Here is a 22,465-nt window from a genome sequence, read left to right on the forward strand (position 1 = left end):
CACCCTCACATGCGCCGGATCGTTCTCGCGTTATGCCTGCTCACGGGCCTGCTGATCGGCACGCGGCCGGCGTCGGCCGACGTCACGGGGCCGCCCGTGCTCAACGCGCCGGTGTTCAACGACCCGACCGCCGACTCGGGCGCGGCCGGTGTCCCGAGCGCGCGGCAGTCGGCCGTCATGGACCAGCTGATCAGGCTGATCAAGGCGGTGCCGGCCGGCGGAGAGATCCGCTTCGTGATGCACGAGTTCGCCCCGGGGCACCGCTCCAGCGAGGTGGCCGACGCGCTGATCGCCGCGCACGGGCGGGGCGTTCAGGTGAAAGTGATCCTCGACAGCCTGGAGAACGGCGTCAACGACGCGGTGACCACCACGTTGCGTGCGGCGCTCGGCAGCTCGGAGTCCGCCGGGTCGTGGGTGATCCGCTGCGAATATCCTGACGAATCCGCCGTCGACCGCGGCTGCATCGCCAGGAACTACATGCACAGCAAGTTCGCGTTGTTCTCCAGCGTCGTGGTCAACGGCACTTCCCACGCCAACGTGGGCTTCCAGACCTCCTCGAACCTGTCCGACTGGTACCTGTACAACTCCTTCAACGACGCGTACACGTTCACGGACGCGACCGTCTACAACGCCTACCGCACGTACTTCGCGGATCTGCAGTCCGGCCGGCACAAGGCGGTGAACCCCGGCTACTACTGGACCACGCCCACGGGGACCGCCAACCGGGCCACGTTCATGCCCAGGCCGGTCACGGATCCTGACCCCATCGTCTCCATCCTGAAGCTGATCGAGTGCAGCTACCGCGACACCGACGGCGTCACCCGGCAGACCGACATCCGCATGGCGCTGACCGCGTTCAACAAGAACCGCGTGGCGATCGCGAACGAGCTGGTCCGGCTGCGCGGCGAAAACTGCTGGATCGACATCGTCTACTACGAGAACGCCGCCGGCGCCACGTCCAAGAACGTCGACGACACGATCCGGCAGACGCTCGCGAAGTCCGTCAACGGCAGGACCATCCAGGTCACCCCGTGCCGGTTCCGGGTGGGGACGCGGGACGTGGTGACGCACAACAAGGTCATGATGATCGACGGCTTCTACGACGACGACATCACACCCCGGGTCTACACCGGCAGCGCTAACTTCACGTACATGGAGAACTCTGACGACTCCTTCGTGCGGATCTCTGGCCGCGGCATCCACAGCCAGTACCTGTCGTGGTTCTACGGTCTCCGAACGGCCTGCCAGGCGTGATCTCCCGCAGCTCGGCCGTGGCCGCCGCCGTCGCCGTGGCCGCCGAGCACGGTGTGCGGGTGCGGGAGCCCGTGGTGCTCACGGACTCCTTCAACCTGCGGATCCATATGCGACCCGCGCCGATCGTGGCGCGGGTGCCGACGGTCACGGCACTCGGCCGGCCGAGGCCCGCGGACGTGCTGCGGCGCGAACTGGAGGTCGTCTCCTACCTGCGCGGGGTGGGTGCGCCGGTGGTGCCGCCGAGCGACCTGCTGCCGCCGGGGCCGCATGTGCGGGACGGGGTCGCGGTGTCCTTCTGGACCCATGTCGAGCACGACCCGGACTACGCGGTCACGCCGGAGCAGGCAGGGCGCGCCCTGGCCGGGCTCCACGAAGCCATGCGCCGCTTTCCCGGCCGGTTGCCGTACCTCGGGCCGGTGCTCGACGAGCCCGCGCGGCTGCTGGAACTGCTCGGCGGCAACGTCGAGGCGGACGTGCTGGCGCGGCTGCGGGAGGCGCACGCGGGGCTGGCGGCGCGGTTGGACGGCGATGCGGTGCAGGCCGTCCACGGAGACGCGCACCCGGGGAATCTGCTCGCCACCCCCCACGGGCTGCTGTGGAACGACTTCGAGGAGACCATGGCCGCGCCCGTCGCGTGGGATCTGGCGTGCCTGCTCCGCACGACCAGGCTCGACGGGCGAGCGGCCGTGCGGGCTTACGGCGCCGACCCCGACGACCCCGGCTTGCAGGCCTTCATGGCGGCGCGAGCGCTGCAGGGGACGCTGTGGATGCTGGTCAGGGCGCTGCGGTTCCCCTCGGAGGCCGGTACGGCACGCACGGCGCTGGAGGCCTGGCTACGGGACCCGAGCGGCGCCACCCGTTGATCAGACGGGGACCACACCGCCTTGAGGGCCGAGGAAGTAGCCGCCGGTGACGTCCAGGACGTGGCCGGTGATCCAGCGGGAGTCCTCCCCAGCGAGCAGGGCCACCGCGTCGGCGATGTCCTCAGGGCGGCCGATGCGGCCCAGGGCGGTGACGTCGGTCACCTGCCGCTCGGCCACGCCGTCGTGGTCGTCGCGGAGCCAGGCGTTCATGTCGGTCTCCGTGACGCCCGGCGAGACGGTGTTCACGGTGATGTTCCTGGCGCCGAGGATGGGAGCCAGGCTGAAGCCGAGGGTGTCGAGTGCGCCCTTGGTCATGGAGTAGACGAGGTCGGGCAGGGCGATGCGGACGACGGCCGAGGAGATGTTGATGATCCGGCCGCCGTCGTTCAGCAGCGGCAGGGAGCGTTCGATGATGAAGTACGGCGCCCGCACGTTCACGGCGAAGACCTGGTCGAAACGCTCCACCGTCACCGTGCCCAGGGTCCCGGCCAAGATGGCCGCGTTGTTCACCACGATGTCCAGGCGGTCTTCCCTGATCCCCTCGAACAAGGCGTCGACGCCGTCCTCGAAGGCGGCCCGCACCGCGTACGCCTCCCCGCCCGCTCGCTCGATCGCCACCACCGTCTCCTTGGCGAGGTCGTCGTTGCGTGCGTAATGGACGATCACGCGGGCGCCGTCGGCGGCGAGGCGTAGGGCGATGGCACGTCCGATTCCGCGCGAGGCCCCGGTTACCAGTGCGGTCTTTCCTGACAGATCACTCATGTCTTCATCGTGGGGCGCGACTCGCATACCCGTCCAAGACCGGCTGTTATAGCTTTTTGCTATGGATGCCCATATCCGGGATCTGCGGTATTTCGTGGCGGTCGCGGAGGAACTGAGCTTCACGCGGGCGGCCGCCGAGCGGCTGTTCATCTCGCAACCCTCGTTGAGCAGGCAGATCAGGCAGCTGGAGCTGTCCATGCGGGCGACGTTGTTCCAGCGCGACCGGCGTACGGTGGCGCTGACCGCCGCAGGAGCCGCGCTGCTGCCGCTGGCCCGCCAGATCATCGAGCAGTGGGAGGGCGCGCAGCGTGCGGTGGCGGCGGCACGCGAGGACCGGATCCTGGTGGTGGGGTTCCAGACGCGGATCGGGCGTGGGCTCGTGCCGTCCATCACGGCCGCCCTGCCCGAGTGGGATCTGCGCTTCCGCCAGGTGCCGTGGCGCGACCCCACCGTGGGCCTGGGCGACGGGCAGGTCGACGTGGCCGTCGCCTGGCTGCCCATGCCCGGCGGAGGGGACTACTCCTGGACCGTCGTGAGCACGGAGGACCGGTGGGTGGCGCTGCCTGCCGGGCACCGGCTCGCCTCCCATACCGTGGTCGAGTTCGCCGAGCTCGCCGGGGAGCTTTTCGTGGCGCTGCCGGTCTCGGCCGGGCCCATGCGGGACTTCTGGCTGGCCAACGATCAGCGCTCCGCGCCGGCCGTGGTGGGGGCGGAGGCGGAAACGGCCGAGGAGGCGTTCGAGCTCGTCGCTTCGGGGCGGGCCGTGGCGCTGGTGTCGGCAGGCAACGCGGAGCTGTACCGCCGGGACGACGTGGTCTGCCGGCCGGTCGCCGGGCTGCCGCCGAGCACGTTGGCCGTTGTCTGGCGGCGCGACGATCGGCGGCGGGCCGTGCGAGCGTTGGTGGAGAAATTCGTCAGTTGCATGTGCATGTCGCCTTAGCACCCGTCATCGCCGGTGAGCCAGACCGTGGTGTCACTGGGGAGGGCACCGTCCTCCAGCGGGCGGCTGGTCAGGACGACCTGGCCCGGCGGCAGGCGAACCGGGTCTGGACCCAGGTTGACGACACAGGTCAGGTCCGAGTCGCGGCGGAAGGCCAGGACCTGCTCGCCCATCGGGAGCCAGCTCATGGTCCCGTCCCCTGCCGACTCCCGGCGGATGCGCAACGCCGTGCGGTACAGGTTGAGCATCGAACCTAGGTCCGTACGCTGGGCCTCGGCCGTCAGCTTGCGCCAGCCCTCGGGTTGCGGGAGCCAGGGCGTGCCGGCGCCGAAGCCGAACGGCGGCTCCTCTCCCGACCAGGGCAGCGGGACCCGGCAGCCGTCCCGGCCGGGGTTGGTCCCGCCGGACCTGGTGTACATCGGGTCCTGGCGCAGCTCGTCCGGAAGGTCCTCCACCTCCGGTAGCCCCAGCTCCTCCCCCTGGTAGACGTAGACCGAGCCGGGCAGCGCCATCGACAACAACGCGGCCGCGCGGGCGCGGCGGTAGCCCAGCTCCAGATCGGACGGGGCGCCGTGGAGCCGACCGCCGTGGGCGAACGCGGTGTCGGCGCGCCCGTAGCGGGTGACCGGCCTGGTCACGTCGTGGTTGGACAACACCCAGGTCGGCGGGGCGCCGATGGGGGTGTGGGTGGCCAGGGTCAGGTCGATCACGCGGCGCAGCTCGGCCGCCTCCCACGGGCAGGACAGGAAGTCGAAGTTGAACGCCGTGTGCAGCTCGTCGGGATGCAGATAGCGGGCGAAACGCTCCTGGTCGGGGAGCCAGAGTTCGCCGATCAGGACCCGCTCGCCGTACTCGTCGGCCACCTCGCGCCACCGGCGGTAGACGTCGTGAACCTCGTCGAGGTCTTCGTACGCGCTGTCGGACTTGAACAGCAGGGCCGCCGAGTCGATGCGGAAGCCGTCTACACCGCGGTCGAACCAGAACCGCAGCACGTCCTCGAACTCCCGGTGCACGTCCGGGTTGGCCCAGTTGAAGTCCGGCTGTTCGGGGGCGAACAGATGCAGGTACCACTGCCCGTCGGGCACCCGCGTCCACGCCGAGCCGCCGAAGATCGATTGCCAGTCGTTCAGCGGCTCGTCGGCGAACCAGAACCGGTCTCTGGCCGCCGGGTTCGCCAGCGCCTCTTGGAAATAGGCGCTCTGCGTCGAGCTGTGATTCGGCACCACGTCGATGATGACCTTGATGTCGAGCTCGTGCGCCTCCTCGATGAATCGCTCGGCCTCGGCCAGCGTGCCGAAGACCGGCTCGATGTCCCGGTAGTCGGCCACGTCGTAGCCGCCGTCGGCCATCGGCGACGGATACCACGGGTTGAGCCAGATCGCATCGATCCCGAGGTCCTTCAGGTAGGGCAGGCGGGAGCGCAGGCCGGCGAGGTCGCCCACGCCGTCTCCGTTCCCGTCTGCGAAGCTCCGCAGGTAGACCTGGTAGATCGCGGCCCCCCGCCACCACGTTTGCGACATACGCTCATCCCTTGATGCTTCCGGCGGTCAGGCCCGCCATGATGTGCCGTTGGAAGACGAAGAAAACGATGATCATGGGGATACTGGCGATGACCAGACCGCCCATGACCTGGTTCTGGGTTACCGCCCCGGCCGTCTGCGACAGGCCCACGCTGATCGTCATCTTCTCGCTGTCGGTCATGACCAGCAGCGGCAGGACGAAATCCTTGAACGAGGTGACGATCGTGAAGATGGACACCACGCCGAGAATCGGCCTGGAGACCGGCAGCACGACCGACCGCAGGACCCTGAGCGGCCCCGCGCCGTCGATCTGCGCCGCCTCGATCAATTCCCGCGGTATGGAGTCGAAGAAGCGCTTGAGCAGGAAGATGTTGAAGCCGTTGGCCGCCGCGGGGAACCACAGCCCCCACGGATTGTTGAGCAATCCCAGGTCCACGATCGTCACATAGAGCGGGATGAGGATCACCATCGGCGGGATCATCAGCGTGGCCAGCATCGCGCCGAGGATGATGTTGCCGAACATGGGCCGCAGCTTCGACAACGCGTACGCGGCCGTGACGTCCACCGCCATGCAGAACAGCCAGGCTCCCAGCGAGTAGTAGGCGGTGTTCGCCAGCAGCGTGCCGATGTCGAACAGCTCCCACGCCTCGAAGAAGTTGCCGAACGCCGGATCCTCGGGGAAGAGCGTCGGCGGCATCTGGGCGATCTCCTCCGGCGTCTTCATGGCGCCGGTGACCATCCAGTAGAGCGGGAAGACGAAGGCCAGGGTGCACAGGACCACGACCGCGACCAGGACGAGCCAGTAGATCCGCCGTCCCCACCGGCTGTTGAGCTGGTGCGGTGAGACGATCGTGCGGAACTGGACGTGGATGGGCTTAGGCGCCCTCTTGCGGCGCCGCCCGGCCGCCACGCGGGTATCGATGGCGATCACGCCTTGTCCTCCCGTGTCGTACGGAGCTGGACGGCGGCGAAGACGAGCAGCGCGAGCATGAGGAGCATGCCGAGCGCCCCGGCCTGGCCGTAGTTCATCTGCGAGAAGGCGAACTGGTACATCAGATACGCCACGCTCACGGTCGCGTTCTCCGGGCCGCCGCCGGTGAGCATGTACGGCTCGATGAACACCTGCATGGTCGCCACGATCTGCAGCATGAGCATGAGCAGCAGAATCAGCCGCGTCTGCGGGATCGTGACATGCCTGACGCGCTTGAGTATCCCGGCCCCGTCGAGCTCGGCGGCCTCGTACAGCTCGGACGGGATGTTCTGCAGCGCGGCGAGATAGATCAGCGTTGCGCTGCCCATGTTCATCCAGGTCGAGACGAGGACGAGCGAGATCAGCGCGGTCGAGGAACTGTCCAGCCAGGCCAGCGGCGGCAGGTGGAGGAAGCCGAGTATCTGATTGAACAGCCCGGGCCCTGGATCGTAGAACCACTGGAACAACAGCACCGCCACGATCGGCGGCAGCATGACCGGCAGGTAGACCACGAACCTGAGGTAGGCCCGGGCGTGGCGCAGCTCGTTGAGCACGAGCGCGACGACGAACGGCACGGCGTAGCCGCACAGCAGCGCGAGCACCGTGAACTCCACGGTGTTCAGCCAGGCCTCGCCGAAGGCCGGGTCCTGGACTGCGGCCTTGAAGTTGTCCAGTCCGACCCAGGTCGGCGGGTTGATCAGGTCGGTCTTCTGGAAGCTCAGAATGAACTCCCTGACCATCGGATACCAGGCGAACACCGTGAAGCAGAGCAGCGCCGCGCAGAGGAATCCGTAGGCCGTCAGGTTGCGCCTCACGATTCCCATCAAGGTCAGCCCTTGGCCGCCAGCATCGTGTTGGCCTTGGTCTCGGCGTCGGCCAGCAACTGGTCGATGTCCGCGTCCTCGCGGCTCAGCACGCCGGACATGACCACGTCGAGGATGGCGTACAGCTCCTGGGCGTGCACGGGCTCGGCCTTCGGCGGGATGGCGGCCGCGGCCTGCACGTACGGCTCGTAGTTCGCGACCGGCAGCGAGGCGTTCTTGACCCGCTCTGCCTGGATGGCCTTGCCGGTGGCCGAGTCGCCATAGACGTCGTTGTCGGGCACGCCGACCGGGTTGCCGTTGGCCTTGCCACGGGCGAAGTCGAAGCGGCCCTTGCCGACGGTGTTGAAGCGGAAGTCGATCCACGCCATGCCCGCCTTGGCCTGCTCGGGCGTGGCCTTCGGGTTGATCATGTACGCCTCGCCGCCGCTCAGCGAAGCCTTGGCCTCGGGGAAGCCGGTGATGCCGTAGTCGGCGACGTTGCCCTTGAACTTGTTGACCACGTCGGTGACCACGTCCGGGGCGCCGAGCATCATGCCGACCTTCCCGCTACCCATCGCCATCATCAGCGACTCCCAGCCGACCAGGAGCTTGCTGCCCATGCTGTTGTCGGTCCAGCGCATGTCGTGCAAGTTCTGCAGCACGGCCTTGCCCTCGGGCGAGTTGAAGGCGGCCTTCTTGTCGTCCGGTGTGAGAATGCTTCCGCCGCGGCCGTAGATGGCCTGGGTGAAGTGCCAGCCGCCGGTGTTGCCGCCGGAGTACTCGCCGTAGCCGACGTGGCCGGGGCCGAGCGCGGCGATCTTCTTGGCCGCCTCGCGAACTTCGGCCCATGTCTTGGGCGGGGTGTTCGGGTCGAGGCCGGCCTTGGCGAACAGGGCACGGTTGTAGACCAGGCCGACGCTGTAGTGCACGTTGGGGACGCCGTAGATCTTGCCGTCCTTGGTGACCAGTTCGCGGACGTCGGGGCGCAGGTCGTTCCAGTTCTTGATCGTGCTGGTGTACGGGGTGATGTCCAGTGCCTGGCCTTGGGCGATGACATCGTTGTAGTTGGTGACGGGGATCACGAAGACGGTCTCCATCTGGCCGCCCGCCAGCTTGGGGCCGAATGTCTTGGGGTCGAAGCACGGCTGCTGATCCGTGCTCTTGACCGTCACGCCGGGGTGCGCCTTCATGAACTCGGCCACGTCCGCGTCCCAAGCCTGCCGCTCCTTGGGCGCGGATTTGGCGGGCTGGCAGGCCACCGTGATCGTCACGGAGTTCGAGGCCGATGACGAAGGCGCTTCGCTGGAGCCGCAAGCGGTGGCCGAGACGCCGAGCACGGATGCGAGTAAGAGGCCGGTGGATCTCCGCATGGTGTGACCCTTCTGATGCGAGGTGCCCACACCATAGGATCGTCGACCAAAGTGCGCAATATTTCGACGGACTATTGCAAGATAACGACTGCGTTACGCGTCTGGTCCGGCGTGCGTCAGGTGGCGGCTCGGGCCGTGGAGGCGCGGACTACCAGCTCGGGCTCGAACAGCAGCTCGTCCGCCGGCACCACCGCCTTGTCGATCTGGGCCACCAGCAGGTCCACCGCGGCCCTGCCCATCGCGTCGATGGGCTGGCGGACCGTGGTCAGCGGCGGATCAGTGCAGTTCATCAGCGCCGAGTCGTCGAAGCCGATGACCGAGATGTCGCCGGGCACGGTCAGCCCGGCGCGCCGGGCCGCACGCACGGTGCCGAGCGCGAGCAGGTCGCTGGCGCACACCACACCGCTCACCCCCCGCTTGACGAGCCTGGCCGCGGCCGCGTGCCCGCCTTCCAGCGAGAACATCGTGTGCTCGACCAGCCCCGGGTCGCCACCCTTGGCAAGGAACGTCTCCAGCTTGCGCCGTGACGGCATGTGGTCCTTCGGCCCGAGCACCATGCCGATCCGCTCGTGGCCGAGCGCACGCAGATGCGCGACGGCCATCTCGGCGGCGACGGCATCGTCGCACGACACTTGCGGGAAGTCGAGGTGCTGGACGGCCGCGTTGACCAGGACCGTGGGCAGCTTGCGCTCGTGCAGCAGCTCGTAGTGCCCGTGCGCGGCGTCGGCCTGCGCATAGAGCCCGCCGGCGAAGACCACGCCGCTGACCTGCTGCCCGAGCAGCAGGTCCACGTAGTCGGCCTCGGAGACACCGCCGACCGTGCGCGTGCAGAGCACCGAGGTGAATCCCTGCTGCGCGAGGGCGCCGCCGACCACTTCCGCGAAGGCAGGGAAGATCGGATTCTGCAGCTCGGGGAGCACCAGGCCGACCAGCCTGGCGCGATCGCCGCGCAGCTGGGTGGGTCGTTCGTAGCCGAGCACGTCGAGCGCGGTCAGCACGGCCTCGCGGGTCGCGTCGGAGACCCCGGGCTTGCCGTTGAGCACGCGACTCACGGTCGCCTCGCTCACCCCGACCTTCTTCGCCACCTCTGCGAGTCGTCGTGTCATGCGCAAACTATACGGCTTGGAACGCAAGCGCTTGCAACGGCTTGCGTGGAGCGAACGTCACGCCTTGCGGCCGTCCACAGCAGTCTTCCTGCTCCTTCCTGCTTCTTGACCAGCGGAGATGGACAGATGAAGACAGCGATAGTCGGTCAAAATCTTGCGAAATATCGTCGAAATATTGCGGCCATCTGCTCGACATCCTATGGTTCGGCCATCCGCCTCGTCCGAAGGGCCATCCCCCATGAGAGCTCTGTTAGCCGCCCTTTCGTTAGCCATCGGACTCATGACCGCGCCCTGGGCCGCACCTGCGCAGGCCGCGGCCGACACGAATCTCGCAGCCGGCAAGACGGCCACCGCGAGCAGCTTCAACGACGTCTACCCCGCCGCCAACGCCACGGACGGCAACCAGGCCACCTACTGGGAGTCGGCCAACAACGCCTTCCCGCAGTGGATACAGGTCGATCTCGGCGTCAGCGCGAGCGTCAACAAGCTCGTGCTCAAGCTCCCGTCCGGGTGGCCGAGCCGGACCCAGACGCTGACCGTCCAGGGCAGCACAAACGGCTCCGCCTTCAGCACGATCGTCGCATCGGCGACGTACACGTTCAACCCGACCGGCACGATCACGTTCGCCGCCGCGACCGCCCGCTACGTCCGGCTGCAGATCACCGCGAACAGCGGCTGGCCTGCCGGCCAGGTCTCGGAGTTCGAGGTGTGGGGCAGCGCTCCGGACGGCCCGCCGCCGGGCGGCGCCAACCTGGCCCTCGGCAAGCCCATCACCGAGTCCTCGCACACCCACACCTACGTGGCCACCAACGCCAACGACGACAACCTCCAGACCTACTGGGAGGGCGCCGCGTATCCCAACACGCTGACCGTGCAGCTCGGCAGCAACGCCGACCTGACCTCGATCACGCTCAAGCTCAACCCGGACCCCCTCTGGGCCAGGCGTACCCAGGCCATCCAGGTCCTCGGCCGTGAGCAGAGCGCCACCGGCTTCAGCAACCTCGTCTCCTCGGCCACGTACACGTTCGACCCGGCCACCGGGAACTCGGTGACGATCCCTGTGACCGCCAAGGTGGCGGACGTTCGGCTGCAGATCACCGCCAACTCCGGCGCGCCGGGCGGCCAGGTGGCCGAGTTCCAGATCTTCGGCACCTCGTCGGCCAATCCCGACCTCACCGTGAGCAACCTCGCGTCGTCCCCGGCCGCGCCGGTCGAGACCGACGCGGTCACGCTGTCGGCCACGGTCAGAAACGCCGGCACCGCGTCCTCCACCGCGACCTCCGTGAACTTCTACGCGGGCACCACCAAGGTCGGCAGCGCCAGTGTGGGAGTGCTGGCCGCAGGGGCGTCGGCCACCGTGTCCGCGAACATCGGCGCCAGGGACGCCGGGACCTACCAGCTCTCCGCCAAGGTCGACGAGGACAACCAGGTCATCGAGCTGAACGAGGCGAACAACACCGCCACCGGCACGCTGACCGTCAGGCCCGTCGACACGGCCGACCTGATCGCCTCCCCCGTCGCCTGGACGCCGGGCAACCCCGCCGCGGGCACCACGGTGACGTTCTCGGTGGCGATCAAGAACCAGGGCACTGTCGCGTCCAGCAGCGGCTCCCACGGCATCACGCTCACCGTCACGAACGATTCCGGCACCGTCGTCAGGACCCTGACCGGTTCGGCCGGCGGCGCCATCGCGCCCGGCGCCACCACGAGCCCGGTGAGCCTGGGCACGTGGACCGCGGCCAACGGCGAGTACACGGTGAAGACGGTGCTCGCCGACGACGCCAACGAGCTGCCGGTCAAGCACGCCAACAACACCAGCGAGCTGCCACTGTTCGTGGGGCGCGGCGCCAACATGCCGTACGACACCTACGAGGCCGAGGACGCCGCCATCGGCGGCGGCGCCACGCGCGTGGGCCCGAGCAGGGACATCGGCACGATCGCCGGCGAGGCCTCGGGGCGGCGCGCGGTGACGCTCAACCAGACCGGCGCGTACGTCGAGTTCACGACCCGGGCCGACACGAACACCCTGGTCACCCGTTTCTCGATGCCCGATGCCGCGGGTGGCGGCGGTCTCAACTCGAGCTTGAACGTCTACGTCGACGGCACGTTCCTCAAGGCTGTCGACCTGACCTCCCGCTACGCCTGGCTCTACGGCGCCGAGGCCAGCCCGAACAACTCGCCCAGTTCGGGGCCGCCCAGGCACATCTACGACGAGGCGAACGTGCTGCTCGGCACCACCGTGCGGGCCGGCAGCAAGATCAGGCTGCAGAAGGACGCGGCCAATGGCCAGACGTACGCGATCGACTTCGTGGACTTCGAGCAGGTGACCCCGATCGCGAATCCCGACCCCGCGACGTACGCCGTACCGACCGGTTTCACGCACCAGGACGTGCAGAACGCGCTCGACCGGGCCCGGATGGACGCCAACCTGGTCGGCGTCTACCTGCCGCAGGGTGACTACCAGACCTCGAGCAAGTTCCAGGTCTACGGCAAGGCCGTCAAGATCGTCGGCGCCGGGCCTTGGTTCACCAGATTCCACTCCCCGGCCGGGCAGGAGAACACCGACGTGGGCTTCCGCACGGAGGCCTCGGCCAACGGCTCGACGTTCGCGAACTTCGCCTACTTCGGCAACTACACCTCACGCATCGACGGCCCCGGCAAGGTCTTCGACTTTTCGAACGTGGCGAACATGACGATCGACAACGTCTGGGCCGAGCACCAGATCTGCCTGTACTGGGGCTCGAACACGGACAACATCACGATCAAGAACTCCCGGATCCGGAACGTGTTCGCCGACGGCCTGAACATGACCAACGGCAGCACCGGCAACCATGTCACCAACATCGAGACCAGGTCCACGGGTGACGACAGCTTCGCGCTGTTCTCCGCCACCGACAACAACCCCGGCGAGCAGACCGGCAACGTCTACGAGAACCTGACCTCGCTGCTCACCTGGCGGGCCGCGGGCGTGGCCGTGTACGGCGGCTACGACAACATGTTCAGGAACATCTACGTCGCGGACACGCTGACGTACCCGGGTGTCACGATCAGCTCGCTGGACTTCGGGATCCCCATGCACGGGTTCGGCGCCAGCCCGCCGACGACGTTCGAGAACATCTCGCTGGTCCGGGCCGGCGGGCACTTCTGGGGGCAGCAGACGTTCCCTGCGCTGTGGCTGTTCTCCTCGTCCAAGGTGTTCCAGGGCATCCGCGTCAACAACCTGGACATCGTGGATCCGACGTACAGCGGGATCATGTTCCAGACCGGCTACTCCGGCGGCGCGCCGCTGAACCCGATCAGGGACACGATCCTGACGAACGTGTCGATCAGCGGGGCGCAGAAGAGCGGCGACGCCTTCGACGCGAAGTCCGGGTTCGGCATTTGGGTGAACGAGATGCCCGAGCCGGGACAGGGCCCGGCCGTCGGATCGGCCACGATCAACAACCTGAGGTTCGCCGGCAACTACCAGAACATCAAGAACACGACGACGACCTTCACCCTGACCACGAACTAGAGCTCTGACCTGGCGGGCAAACCCCCGCCAGTCACTGACGCTGGTCACCGCGGCGGCGCTCAACTGCGCCCCGCGGTCCCAGGAGGTCCTCAGCGGCGGGGCCCCGGCCCAGAAAGCCATGTAGGCTAGTTAAAACGGACATAACCGGCAAACCGCCTACTAGCCGTGAACGTACCTACCATGGACCTCAACGGGATCACCTCGGTAGTCGACACACCCAGCCGTGCGTTGCAGGCGGCGTGGCAGCCGGGCGACGCGTGGCTCGGCGGCGGGACCTGGCTGTTCTCCGAGCCTCAGCCGCAGCTCAACCGGCTCATCGATCTCAAGGGCTTCGGTTGGGAGTCGCTGCGGGTCGAGGCGGACGGCCTGGAGATCGGCGCCACGTGCACCTTCGCGGAACTGTCCGGCGCAGGCATGCCCGCGGCGTGGACCGCGAGACCGCTGATCGACCAATGTCGCCAGGCCCTGCTGGGCTCCTTCAAGGTGTGGAACGAGGCCACCGTGGGCGGCAATCTCTGCATGTCGCTGCCCGCGGGCCCCATGATCTCACTGACCGCGGCCCTCGACGCGAGCTGCACGGTCTGGACGGCCGACGGGGGCGAACGGCGGGTGGCGGCGGTCGACTTCGTCACCGGACCCGGCCGCAACGTCCTGGGCCCGGGTGAAGTGCTGCGCTCGATCACCCTGCCGGAGTCCGCGCTGCGCTGCCGTACCGCCTTCCGCTGGATCTCCCTGGCCCCGCTGGGCCGCTCCGCGGCACTGCTCATCGGCAGGAGGTCGCCTGACGACGGCTCCTTCGTGTTGACGGTGACGGCCTCGACCGTCCGGCCGGTCCAGCTGTCCTTTCCGCGGACACCCGGTTCCGCGGAGCTCCTCGGCGCCCTCGAACACGAAATCCCGCCGGACTCCTACTACGACGACGTGCACGGAAGGCCGGAATGGCGCCGGCACATGACGCTCCGTTTCGCCGAGGAGATCCGGCAGGAACTGTCGGCGGACGCCGGGAGGTGACCCGGATGCGGATCGAGGTCAACGGTCAGGTCTTCACCGCTCAGCCTCGTCCTGGGCAGTGCCTGCGCACCCTGCTGAGGGAATTGGGCCACTTCGGCGTGAAGAAGGGCTGCGACGCGGGCGACTGCGGTGCGTGCACCGTGCACATCGACGGCCGGCCGGTACACAGTTGCCTGTTCCCCGCGTTCCGCGCGGCCGGGCACGAGTTGACGACGATCGAGGGGCTCTCCTCCGGCGCGCGACCGCATCCACTGCAGCGCGACTTCCTGGCGGCGCAGGGATTCCAGTGCGGCTTCTGCACCGCGGGAATGATCATGACGGTTGCCGCTCTCGATCCCGGCCAGCAGCAGGATCTCCCGCGGTCACTCAAAGGGAATCTGTGCCGGTGCAGCGGCTACCGCGCGATCGACGACGCCATCCATGGGATCGCTCATGCCGAGGACGCAACGGACCCGGGTGAATCCTGCGGACGGAATCTGGCGGCGCCGGCAGGTCCCGACATCGTGACGGGCGCGGCCCGCTTCACCTTGGACGTCGCCATGGAGGGCCTGCTGCACCTCAAACTGCTGCGCTCGCCACATGCGCACGCCCGGATCGTCGCGATCGACACGAGCGCCGCCCGCGCGGTTCCCGGCGTGCGGGCAGTGTTCACGCACGAGGACGCGCCGAAGCGGCTCTACTCGAGCGGGCGGCACGAGAACCCCGACGACGATCCCTCCGACACGCTGCTGTTCGACGACGTCGTCCGCTTCACCGGGCAGCGGGTCGCAGCCGTGGTGGCCGACAGTGTGGCGGCCGCCGAGGAGGGCTGTCGCCGGCTCGTCGTCGACTACGAGGTGCTGCCAGGTGTCTTCGACCCCGAAGAGGCGATGGCGCCCGGCTCCCCCCTCCTGCATGGCGACAAGAGCGCCGACCAGCACATCGCCCGTCCAGAGCGCAACATCGCGGCCGAAGTGCACGGTGACGTCGGCGACGTCGAAGCGGCGTTCGAGCAAGCCGACGCCATTCACGAGCACACCTACGTCAGCCATCGGGTCCAGCACGCGCACCTCGAGACGCACGCCTCGATCGCCTGGGTCGACGAGGCCGGTCGGCTGGTGGTACGCACGAGCAGCCAGGTGCCGTTCCTCACCAAGCGCGCACTGTGCGGCCTCTTCGATCTTCCGGAGGAGAAGGTGCGCGTGGTGTGCGGCCGGGTGGGCGGCGGGTTCGGGGCCAAACAGGAGATGCTGACCGAGGATGTCGTCGCTCTCGCGGCCCTGCGGACCGGACGGCCGGTGCAGCTGGAGTTCACACGCCAGGAGGAGTTCGAGGCCACCGTGACCCGGCATCCGGTCACCGTGGACGTCAAGGCCGGCGCGCGGAGCGACGGCACACTCACGGCGCTGCGACTGCGGGTCGTGGCCAACACCGGCGCGTACGGCAACCACGCGTGCATCGTGTTCCACGCTTGCAACGAGTCGATCGGTGTCTACCGTTGCGCGAACAAGAAGGTGGACGGATACGCCGTCTACACCAACACCGTCCCCGCCGGCGCCTTCCGCGGCTACGGGCTGAGCCAGGGGGTCTTCGCCGTCGAGTCGGCGATCGACGAACTCGCCCGTGCGATCGGCATGGACCCGGTCGCCTTCCGGGAACGCAACATCATCCGGCCCGGCGACGACATGGTGAGCTTCCACACCCCGTCGGCGGACGAGGCCAGGATCGGCAGCTACGGCCTGGACCAGTGCCTGACCCTGGTCGACGAGGCACTGAACCGCGGCAATGAGGCACAGCCGCCCGCGGAGGAGGGGTGGTCCGTGGGCAAGGGCGTCGCTCTGTCGATGATCGACACGATTCCACCGCGCGGACACCGGGCCGAGGCACGGATCCGGCTGTTGACCGACGGCGGATACCGGCTCGCGGTCGGCATGGCCGAGTTCGGGAACGGCACGACGACCGTGCACCAGCAGCTCGCCGCCGCCGTGCTCGGCACGACTGTCGACCGGATCCGGATCGAGCAGGCGGACACGGATCACGTCGGCCACGACACCGGCGCCTTCGGCTCGACCGGGACAACGGTCACGGGCCTGGCCGTCACACGCGCGGCAGAGGCGCTGCGTGACCGCATCGCCGCCGTCGGCGGGCAGCGGGCGGCGCAGGCCGCCGGCAAGGAGCTGCACGCGGTCGGCACTTCCGACGGCGCACCCTGTTCGGTGGCGTTCAATGTCCACGGCTTCCGGGTCGCGGTGTGTGCCGGGACCGGTGAGATCAGGATTCTGCAGAGCGTCCATGGGGCGGACGCCGGGCGCGTCATCAATCCGATGCAATGCCGTGGGCAGATCGAGGGCGGTGTCGCACAGGCCCTGGGCGCCGCACTGTACGAGTCGTTCGTCGTCGACGGGGCCGGCCACGTCACCACGGCGACCTTCCGCAACTACCACATCCCGTCCTTCGGCGACGTGCCGCGAACCGAGGTGTACTTCGCCGAGACCTTCGATGTCCTCGGCCCTCTGGGCGCCAAGTCGATGAGCGAGAGTCCGTTCAACCCGGTGGCTCCCGCGCTCGCCAACGCGGTCCGGGACGCCACCGGTATCCGCTTCGGAACGCTTCCCCTGGCCCGCGATCGCGTCCACGCGGCGACGGCCGCCGGCCTCGGAACCCGTGCGAACCCTCGGTGAACCTGAGGGCCGGCTTAGAGCTCGGCCCTGGTGGGCAGCCCCTGCCAGTCACTCACGCTGGTCACCGCGGCGGCGCTCAGCAGCGCACCGCGGTGCAGGCGCTCCTGCGGGATGAGGCCGTCCAGGGCGGCGCTGATGTAGCCCGCCGCGAAGGCCTCCCCCGCGCCCGCCGTGTCCACGATCGGCACCTGCCAGCCCTGTACGTCGTACCGCATACGATCCGCCCGCACGCTGGCCCCCTTCGCGCCGCGGTCCACGACGACCTCCCGCTCGGGCGTGAGGGCGGGCTTGACCAGGTCGAGCTCGTCCTGGCGGAGGAAGAGCAGGTGCGAGGCGCAGGCCAGCTCGCCGAGCACCTCCTCGGCCTCGCGTACCGACGGCCACAGGTCGGGGACGTACTCGACGGAGAAGGAGATCATCACCTCGGCGTTCCTTGCGGCGCTGATGGCGGTGCGCACGGCGTCGAGCGCGTCGATGCCGAGGCCGGCCGTAAGGCCGGTGACGTGCAACATCTTCGACGCGGCTATCCGGTCGACGGGCACGTTGCCGGGCGCGAGCCGCGATCCGGCCGAGCCGGTGCGGTAGTGGGTGACCTTGAGGTCGCGGGCCACGCGACTCTCCCTGAGCAGCAGCCCCGTGCGCAGCCCTTCGGACACCCGCATGTCCGCCACGTCCACGCCTTCGCCCTTGAGTACGGTGAGCGCTCTGGCACCGAGCTCGTCATCGCCGACCTTGCCCAGGTACGCGCACCGGTGACCGAGCCGGGCCAGCGCCACGGCCAGCGTGAACTCCGGCCCGCACACATCCAGCCTGGCCTCGCTCTCGTGGCGGACCCGGCCGCTGGAGACGACGCCGAGTGGCTCGCCAAGCGTGTAGACGTCGGTCATGGGCCAGACTGTAGTAGGTCAAGTCAACCCAAAACGGATTTTTCCGTATAAGACCTGGTTAAGCCCGTGATCAAATTTTTTCTGTAACTTTAGCCAACCTTTTCCCCATTCCGTGCCTCAAAGTAGTAAGGGAAGTCGGCCACCCCGGGGCCGGCTTCAACCGCGATACGGGGAGAGGAATCAGCACCCTCATGAGAAGAATCGCACTAGGTATCGTCTCCGCCCTGGTGGGCGGGGCCATGCTGGTGTCGGGGGCGGGGGCCGCCTCCGCCACCAAGACAGACACGCAGCTCAAGATCCGCGACATCACGCCGAACCCGGTCGTGGTGAAGGCCGGCGCGGAGACCACTGCTTACTTCGACATCGGGGCCAGCTCCGACGTCCAGAAGGTCGAGCTGAGCGTCGCTCCCGCCGACAACGGGTTCCGCACCATGCGGACCAAGGACGTCAAGGACCTCGAGGGCTGGCGCTTCGCGATCGGCTTCAACGAGAACGACCCTGACGGCAAGTGGAAGGCCACGGCTGTGGCCTTCGACAGCGCCGGTAAGGAGCTCGCCAAGGACGAGGCGTTCTTCGCGGTCGAGATCCACAAGGGCAAGGCCGACACGGCCATCTGGAACTTCCGTGCCGACCCGTACAAGGTCCGCAAGGGCAAGTCGATCTACTTCTCCGGTCGTCTCGTGGTTAACGACGACGGCTGGGAGGGCGTCCGCGGCGAGAAGGTGAACATCTACCACCGCGCCAACGGCTCCAGCGCCTGGAAGTGGGTCGCCTCCGACTGGACCGGTCGAGGCGGCAAGTTCTACGCCAAGGCCAAGGCGTACCGCAGCGGCACGTTCCGTGCCGTGTACGCGGGCGACGACGAGCTCGAGCCCGCCACGAGCCGCACGGACTACGTGAAGGTCTACGGCCCCTGGTGGCGTCGCTAATTTCAGCACGCTGAGGCCCGGTCCCCTCTCGGGGGCCGGGCCTTCGGCTTTGCCGGGATCCTTTACCTTCTGCCAGGTTTATCGATCATCCGATCGCCGCATGGACAGTCCCATTGCCCTGATCGACCTGGAAGGAGCCCCCGTATGCCGCATTCCCTCCTCGCCCTCGTCCTGACGAGCACGCTGGGAGCGGCCCCTTCGCCCGAGCTGACCGTGCGGTACGAGCCCGCCGGCTCGCCCCGCGCCGAGCACGCCAGACAGGTGCTGAAGGACAGTGGGGCGCTGAAGATCGGTATCAAGCTGCCCAAGCCGGTCGAGGTGGTCGCCCGCGACTGTGACGAGCCGTCGGCCACGTGGGACGGCGAGGACCGCCGGATCACGATCTGCTACTCCCTGGTCGGCAAGATCCGCCGCACGCTGACCGGGATCGCCCAGACCGAGGAGGCCGACGCCCGCACCACGAACCGCCGCGTCGACGGCGCGCTGACCGCGCTCTTCCACCATGAGCTCGGGCACGCTCAGGGCGCCATGAAGGGCCTGCCCGGCGGCGCGGGCCGGGCCGACCAGTTCGCCGCGCTGACGCTCGCCTCCGAGCCGCCCAAGCGCGTGGCGGCCGCCGCCGAGGCCCGCCACCTGCTCGCCGCGCACACCGGCCTGGACGACCTTTCGGGGCCGGAGGAGGCCGCCACGTTCGCCTGCCTGCTGTACGGCGCCGACCCCGCCAAGCACGCCCGCATCGCCCAGGGCGGCTGGGTTCCCGCCGAACGGGCCCCCACCTGCGCCGATGAGTACAACCGGGTCAAGTCGGCCATCGGATAAGCCGGCACATCGGGGGTAGCGTGCGAAGTATGGCTGAGGACCTGCTCAGAGACTTCGACCCGTTCGACATCTTCGACACCGAGGCCACCAGACTGGATCGGTTCTTCGACGGGCTCGACGAGAGCGGCTGGCTGCGGCCCTCCCGCTGTGCGGGCTGGTCGGTGCGCGACGTGCTGGCGCACCTGGCGGGCGAGGAGGAGTACAACCACGCGTGCCTGGACGGGACCGTGGACGGGCTGATGGACCGGCTGGCCGACGAGGGCGTGAACGGCTTCAACGACTTCAACGCGTGGTCCGTGCGGGAGCGCCGCGACCTGCCCGTCGACGAGGTGCTGGAGGAGTGGCGGATCAAGAACGGCGAGACCCGGCGGCGCATGCGGGAGCTCGGCCGCCACGCCCTCCTGGACACGATGGCGGGACCGTACCCCAACGGGTTGCAGGCCTTCCACTACGACTCCGAGTACGCCACCCACGCCGACGACGTCGGCGCGCCCGTGTCCGAGGACGAGGCCGACGACAGGACGTTCTGGCGGGTGGCGGTGGGGCGGTTCGTGCTGGCGGAGCAGGACGCCAAGGTGCAGGTCGAGCAGACGGCCGAGTACATGTGGGTGGCACTGGACGGCATCACCGCGACGCTGTCGTGCCCCGAGTTCGTGGAGGCCACGGTCGGGCGGCTGCCGGACTCGCACGGGCTCGACCCGCGCATCGCCGCGGCCCTGAGGTGCCTGGCGTGAGAGGAGTTCGGTCATGTGGCTGCGTAACCGCGAGGGCACGGAGCCAGTGAGCGCGCGCAGCCCGGTGCGTGCCCGGCGGATCCTGTCCTGGGTGGCACTGGTGTTCGGTGTCGTGGCGGCGGTGTTCTTCGTGACCCGCGCCATGAGCACGGGAGAGCAGGTCTGGCGCTGGGAGGCCGCGATCGCGGCCGCGGTGGCCGTCATCGCCGCCGTAGACCTGGCGGTGCTGCGGCACCGCCGTTCAGGTGGTCAGCACCGCGATAATTAGCAGCAGGATCACCAGAGCGCCGACTGCGAAGATCATCCAGACGTGGGCCAGCGCCCACATGCGCAACCGGTCACCGTACGCCTGCGGGAAGAGGTCCCCGCCCGCTTCGATCCTGTTGATGGCCTCGACACGCTTGGCCAGCTCGGGATCTTCTCGCTCGAGCGCGTACTCGATCTGAGCGAGAATACGGCGTTCCCTTCCAGAGAGACCCATGACACCACCACTGCTGCTCTCACGCCGGTGCAAGCCATGTACCCACGAGTAGGGCCAGCATGCCCACCGGCTCTCTAGTGGGGGAACGCCTTGGGCAGGCGGGGCCTGAGCCCGTCGAGATCTACCGCGAAATAGATGGCCATGAGTGGATTGATGAACAACTCGCTGCCACGCGTCCGCGCGGTGAAGCGCACGTCGCCGAACTCGCCGCGGACGGCGGCCGCGGGCATGCCCTGCGCGTCCAGCCAGCGGGCAAGGGCGCGCAGCGCGAGTGGAGCATGCGTCAGATTCTGCCGTAACGCTGCTTGAAGCGTTCGACGCGGCCGGCCGAGTCGAGGATGCGGCCCTTGCCGGTGTAGAAGGGATGGCTCGCCGACGACACGTCCACATCGACGACCGGGTAGGTCTTGCCGTCCTCCCACTCGATCGTCCTGTCGCTGGTCAGGGTCGAGCGGGTGAGGAAGGCGAAACCGGCGCTGGGGTCGCGGAAGACCACGGGACCGTACGCGGGGTGCAGGTTCTTCTTCATGCCCCGCTCAACCAGGCGACAACGGTTTTCATTCCCTGACAGGAAGGTCGCCTACCTCAGGCCGCTGACGGCGACCTGTCGTAGGCCACCAGGGCCAGGGCGCCGAGCACACACGCGGCTGCCACCGCAGCCATGACCGCCGGGTATCCGGCGACCTGTGCGATCCCGGCCGCAATCAACGGCGCGACCGCCTTGGCCACGGTGATCGGCAACGTGAGCGCCCCGCTCAGCGACGCGTACGCCGCGGTGCCGTACCGATCGGCGATCAACGCGGGCCGGGCGATCGTCGCCACCCCGAACCCCAGCCCGAACAGCACGACCGCCGCCACGGCCCCCACCGCGCTCCACCCGACCAGCGGCAGCAGCACCGCCGCCAACCCCTGCAGCCCGAACATCACCGCCGTGATCAGCGCCACCGGCCAGCGTGCCTGCAGCCCCGTGGTGACCAGCCGGCCCGTCACCGACAACACGCCCAGCAGTCCCGCCACGCTCGCCGCGAACACCGGCGGATGCCCCAGCGCGATCAAGTACGTGACCAGCAGCACCCCCATGACCCCCACCGCCCCGGTATGGGTCAGGAACCCGGCGGCCAGCAGCCAGAAGGGCCGCTCCCGTAGCGCGGCGCCGACGATCTCGCTTCGGTTCACGTGGGGTGGCGCCCGGTGGCCGCGCACCGCCAGCCCGTGCAGGGGCACGGCGGTCACCGCATACCCGACGGCGAGGATGACCAGCGCCTGCCGCCACCCATACCAGTCGACGAGGATCCCGGTCAGCGGCAGGAAGATGGTGGAGGCGAACCCCGCGACCACGGTGACCGCCAGCAGCGCCGCGGCCCGCCGCGCCGCGTCGAACCACGCCACGATCACCGCGAACGCGGCCTCGTACAGGACCATCGCCGACGCCACGCCCAGCACCCCGCAGACGAGGTACAACTGCGCCACCGACTGAACCTGCGACCACGCCAGCAGCGCGCCCGCGCCCAGCGCGGAGCCCACCGTCATCAGTCCGCGCCCACCGTGCCGGTCCAGCCAGCGTCCGATGACCGGCGCCACCACGCCCGACACCAGGACGGCCAGGGTGATCGCCCCGGTGAGCTGCGCGATCCCGGCTCCGAGGTCACGGGACATCGGCGGAATGAACACCGAGAACGCGTAATAGAGCACGCCGTATCCGGCGGTCTGGGTGATCGCGAGTGCGCCGATCATGCGCGCGGGCGACTTCGGACCGGAATCGGCGATCACGATACGGATCGTTCCCGTTCACCAGCCCGAAATACGGTGAGAAAGGTCACGCCACCGCCGGCCGAGCGCGAC

The 22,465-nt window shown here is 68.6% G+C and carries 21 protein-coding genes; 10 read left to right on the forward strand and 11 right to left on the reverse strand.

Going from position 1 to position 22,465, the window contains the following annotated elements; genetic code table 11:
• The first annotated feature begins 9 nt into the window (after positions 1-9).
• Together OHA25_RS56335 and OHA25_RS56340 are read left to right on the forward strand one after the other, a co-directional pair.
• Positions 10-1,254, forward strand: a complete 1,245-nt coding sequence (locus tag OHA25_RS56335; RefSeq protein WP_327584998.1) for a phospholipase D-like domain-containing protein — start codon at positions 10-12, stop codon at positions 1,252-1,254.
• The gene (locus tag OHA25_RS56340; RefSeq protein ID WP_327584999.1) at positions 1,251-2,117 is read left to right on the forward strand and encodes a phosphotransferase family protein; all 867 of its coding nucleotides are present in this window, start codon (positions 1,251-1,253) and stop codon (positions 2,115-2,117) included. The genes OHA25_RS56335 and OHA25_RS56340 overlap by 4 nt, the downstream gene beginning before the upstream one ends.
• Here OHA25_RS56340 and OHA25_RS56345 read toward each other — a convergent pair whose 3' ends face one another.
• Positions 2,118-2,879 carry an SDR family NAD(P)-dependent oxidoreductase gene (locus OHA25_RS56345; RefSeq protein WP_327585000.1) on the reverse strand — a complete coding sequence of 254 codons (762 nt, stop codon included), beginning with the start codon at positions 2,877-2,879 and terminating at the stop codon, positions 2,118-2,120.
• 61 nt (positions 2,880-2,940) lie between these two features.
• On the opposite strand from OHA25_RS56345, the gene OHA25_RS56350 reads away from it, so the two are divergent.
• Positions 2,941-3,819, forward strand: coding sequence for a LysR family transcriptional regulator (locus OHA25_RS56350; RefSeq protein WP_327585001.1), 879 nt, complete (start codon positions 2,941-2,943; stop codon positions 3,817-3,819).
• On the opposite strand, the gene OHA25_RS56355 is transcribed toward OHA25_RS56350, so the two are convergent.
• The 5 genes from OHA25_RS56355 to OHA25_RS56375 form a co-directional block, all read right to left on the reverse strand.
• Complete coding sequence (locus tag OHA25_RS56355) at positions 3,816-5,339, reverse strand: glycoside hydrolase family 13 protein (RefSeq protein ID WP_327585002.1); 1,524 nt, start codon at positions 5,337-5,339, stop codon at positions 3,816-3,818. The two genes, OHA25_RS56350 and OHA25_RS56355, sit on opposite strands and share 4 nt — an antisense overlap.
• 4 nt (positions 5,340-5,343) lie before the next feature.
• Complete coding sequence (locus OHA25_RS56360) at positions 5,344-6,270, reverse strand: carbohydrate ABC transporter permease (RefSeq protein ID WP_327585003.1); 927 nt, start codon at positions 6,268-6,270, stop codon at positions 5,344-5,346.
• Positions 6,267-7,133 carry a carbohydrate ABC transporter permease gene (locus tag OHA25_RS56365; protein ID WP_327585004.1) on the reverse strand — a complete coding sequence of 289 codons (867 nt, stop codon included), beginning with the start codon at positions 7,131-7,133 and terminating at the stop codon, positions 6,267-6,269. Before OHA25_RS56365 ends, OHA25_RS56360 begins: the two co-directional genes overlap by 4 nt.
• 5 nt (positions 7,134-7,138) lie before the next feature.
• Entirely contained in the window at positions 7,139-8,482 is a 1,344-nt protein-coding gene (locus OHA25_RS56370) for an ABC transporter substrate-binding protein (RefSeq protein ID WP_327585005.1), read from the reverse strand.
• Positions 8,483-8,598: 116 nt separating this feature from the next.
• On the reverse strand, positions 8,599-9,588 hold the full coding sequence (locus OHA25_RS56375) for a LacI family DNA-binding transcriptional regulator (protein ID WP_327585006.1): 990 nt from the start codon (positions 9,586-9,588) through the stop codon (positions 8,599-8,601).
• A 280-nt stretch (positions 9,589-9,868) separates the two neighbouring features.
• Here OHA25_RS56375 and OHA25_RS56380 point away from each other — a divergent pair, with 280 nt between their 5' ends.
• The 3 genes from OHA25_RS56380 to OHA25_RS56390 all read left to right on the forward strand — a co-directional run bounded on the left by OHA25_RS56380 (position 9,869) and on the right by OHA25_RS56390 (position 16,773).
• On the forward strand, positions 9,869-13,102 hold the full coding sequence (locus OHA25_RS56380) for a discoidin domain-containing protein (RefSeq protein WP_327585007.1): 3,234 nt from the start codon (positions 9,869-9,871) through the stop codon (positions 13,100-13,102).
• 165 nt (positions 13,103-13,267) lie between these two features.
• Positions 13,268-14,113, forward strand: a complete 846-nt coding sequence (locus OHA25_RS56385) for an FAD binding domain-containing protein (protein ID WP_327585008.1) — start codon at positions 13,268-13,270, stop codon at positions 14,111-14,113.
• 5 nt (positions 14,114-14,118) lie between these two features.
• On the forward strand, positions 14,119-16,773 hold the full coding sequence (locus OHA25_RS56390; RefSeq protein WP_327585009.1) for a molybdopterin-dependent oxidoreductase: 2,655 nt from the start codon (positions 14,119-14,121) through the stop codon (positions 16,771-16,773).
• Between the two features lie 14 nt (positions 16,774-16,787).
• Here OHA25_RS56390 and OHA25_RS56395 read toward each other — a convergent pair whose 3' ends face one another.
• The gene (locus tag OHA25_RS56395; RefSeq protein ID WP_327585010.1) at positions 16,788-17,660 is read right to left on the reverse strand and encodes a sugar kinase; all 873 of its coding nucleotides are present in this window, start codon (positions 17,658-17,660) and stop codon (positions 16,788-16,790) included.
• A 191-nt stretch (positions 17,661-17,851) separates the two neighbouring features.
• Between OHA25_RS56395 and OHA25_RS56400 the strand changes: the two genes are divergently transcribed.
• The 4 genes from OHA25_RS56400 to OHA25_RS56415 all read left to right on the forward strand — a co-directional run bounded on the left by OHA25_RS56400 (position 17,852) and on the right by OHA25_RS56415 (position 20,410).
• Positions 17,852-18,589, forward strand: coding sequence for a hypothetical protein (locus tag OHA25_RS56400; protein WP_305918480.1), 738 nt, complete (start codon positions 17,852-17,854; stop codon positions 18,587-18,589).
• A 144-nt stretch (positions 18,590-18,733) separates the two neighbouring features.
• Positions 18,734-19,408 (forward strand): DUF4344 domain-containing metallopeptidase, encoded by a 675-nt coding sequence (locus tag OHA25_RS56405; RefSeq protein ID WP_327585011.1) that lies wholly within the window; start codon positions 18,734-18,736, stop codon positions 19,406-19,408.
• Between the two features lie 29 nt (positions 19,409-19,437).
• On the forward strand, positions 19,438-20,142 hold the full coding sequence (locus OHA25_RS56410; protein WP_327585012.1) for a maleylpyruvate isomerase N-terminal domain-containing protein: 705 nt from the start codon (positions 19,438-19,440) through the stop codon (positions 20,140-20,142).
• Between the two features lie 13 nt (positions 20,143-20,155).
• Positions 20,156-20,410 (forward strand): DUF6343 family protein, encoded by a 255-nt coding sequence (locus tag OHA25_RS56415; protein WP_305918483.1) that lies wholly within the window; start codon positions 20,156-20,158, stop codon positions 20,408-20,410.
• On the opposite strand, the gene OHA25_RS56420 is transcribed toward OHA25_RS56415, so the two are convergent.
• From OHA25_RS56420 to OHA25_RS56435, 4 genes are all read right to left on the reverse strand, one after another.
• On the reverse strand, positions 20,384-20,623 hold the full coding sequence (locus tag OHA25_RS56420) for a DUF3040 domain-containing protein (protein ID WP_305918484.1): 240 nt from the start codon (positions 20,621-20,623) through the stop codon (positions 20,384-20,386). The genes OHA25_RS56415 and OHA25_RS56420 overlap by 27 nt on opposite strands.
• Positions 20,624-20,697: 74 nt before the next feature.
• Positions 20,698-20,853, reverse strand: a complete 156-nt coding sequence (locus tag OHA25_RS56425; protein ID WP_327585013.1) for a hypothetical protein — start codon at positions 20,851-20,853, stop codon at positions 20,698-20,700.
• A 53-nt stretch (positions 20,854-20,906) separates the two neighbouring features.
• A complete protein-coding gene (locus OHA25_RS56430) occupies positions 20,907-21,152 on the reverse strand; it encodes a type B 50S ribosomal protein L31 (RefSeq protein WP_327585014.1) in 246 nt (81 codons plus the stop codon).
• Positions 21,153-21,208: 56 nt separating this feature from the next.
• Positions 21,209-22,393: an MFS transporter gene (locus OHA25_RS56435; RefSeq protein WP_327585015.1), complete on the reverse strand. Its 1,185-nt coding sequence runs from the start codon at positions 22,391-22,393 to the stop codon at positions 21,209-21,211.
• Positions 22,394-22,465: the final 72 nt, after the last annotated feature.

The organism is Nonomuraea sp. NBC_00507 (genome assembly GCF_036013525.1).
Taxonomy (GTDB): domain Bacteria; phylum Actinomycetota; class Actinomycetes; order Streptosporangiales; family Streptosporangiaceae; genus Nonomuraea.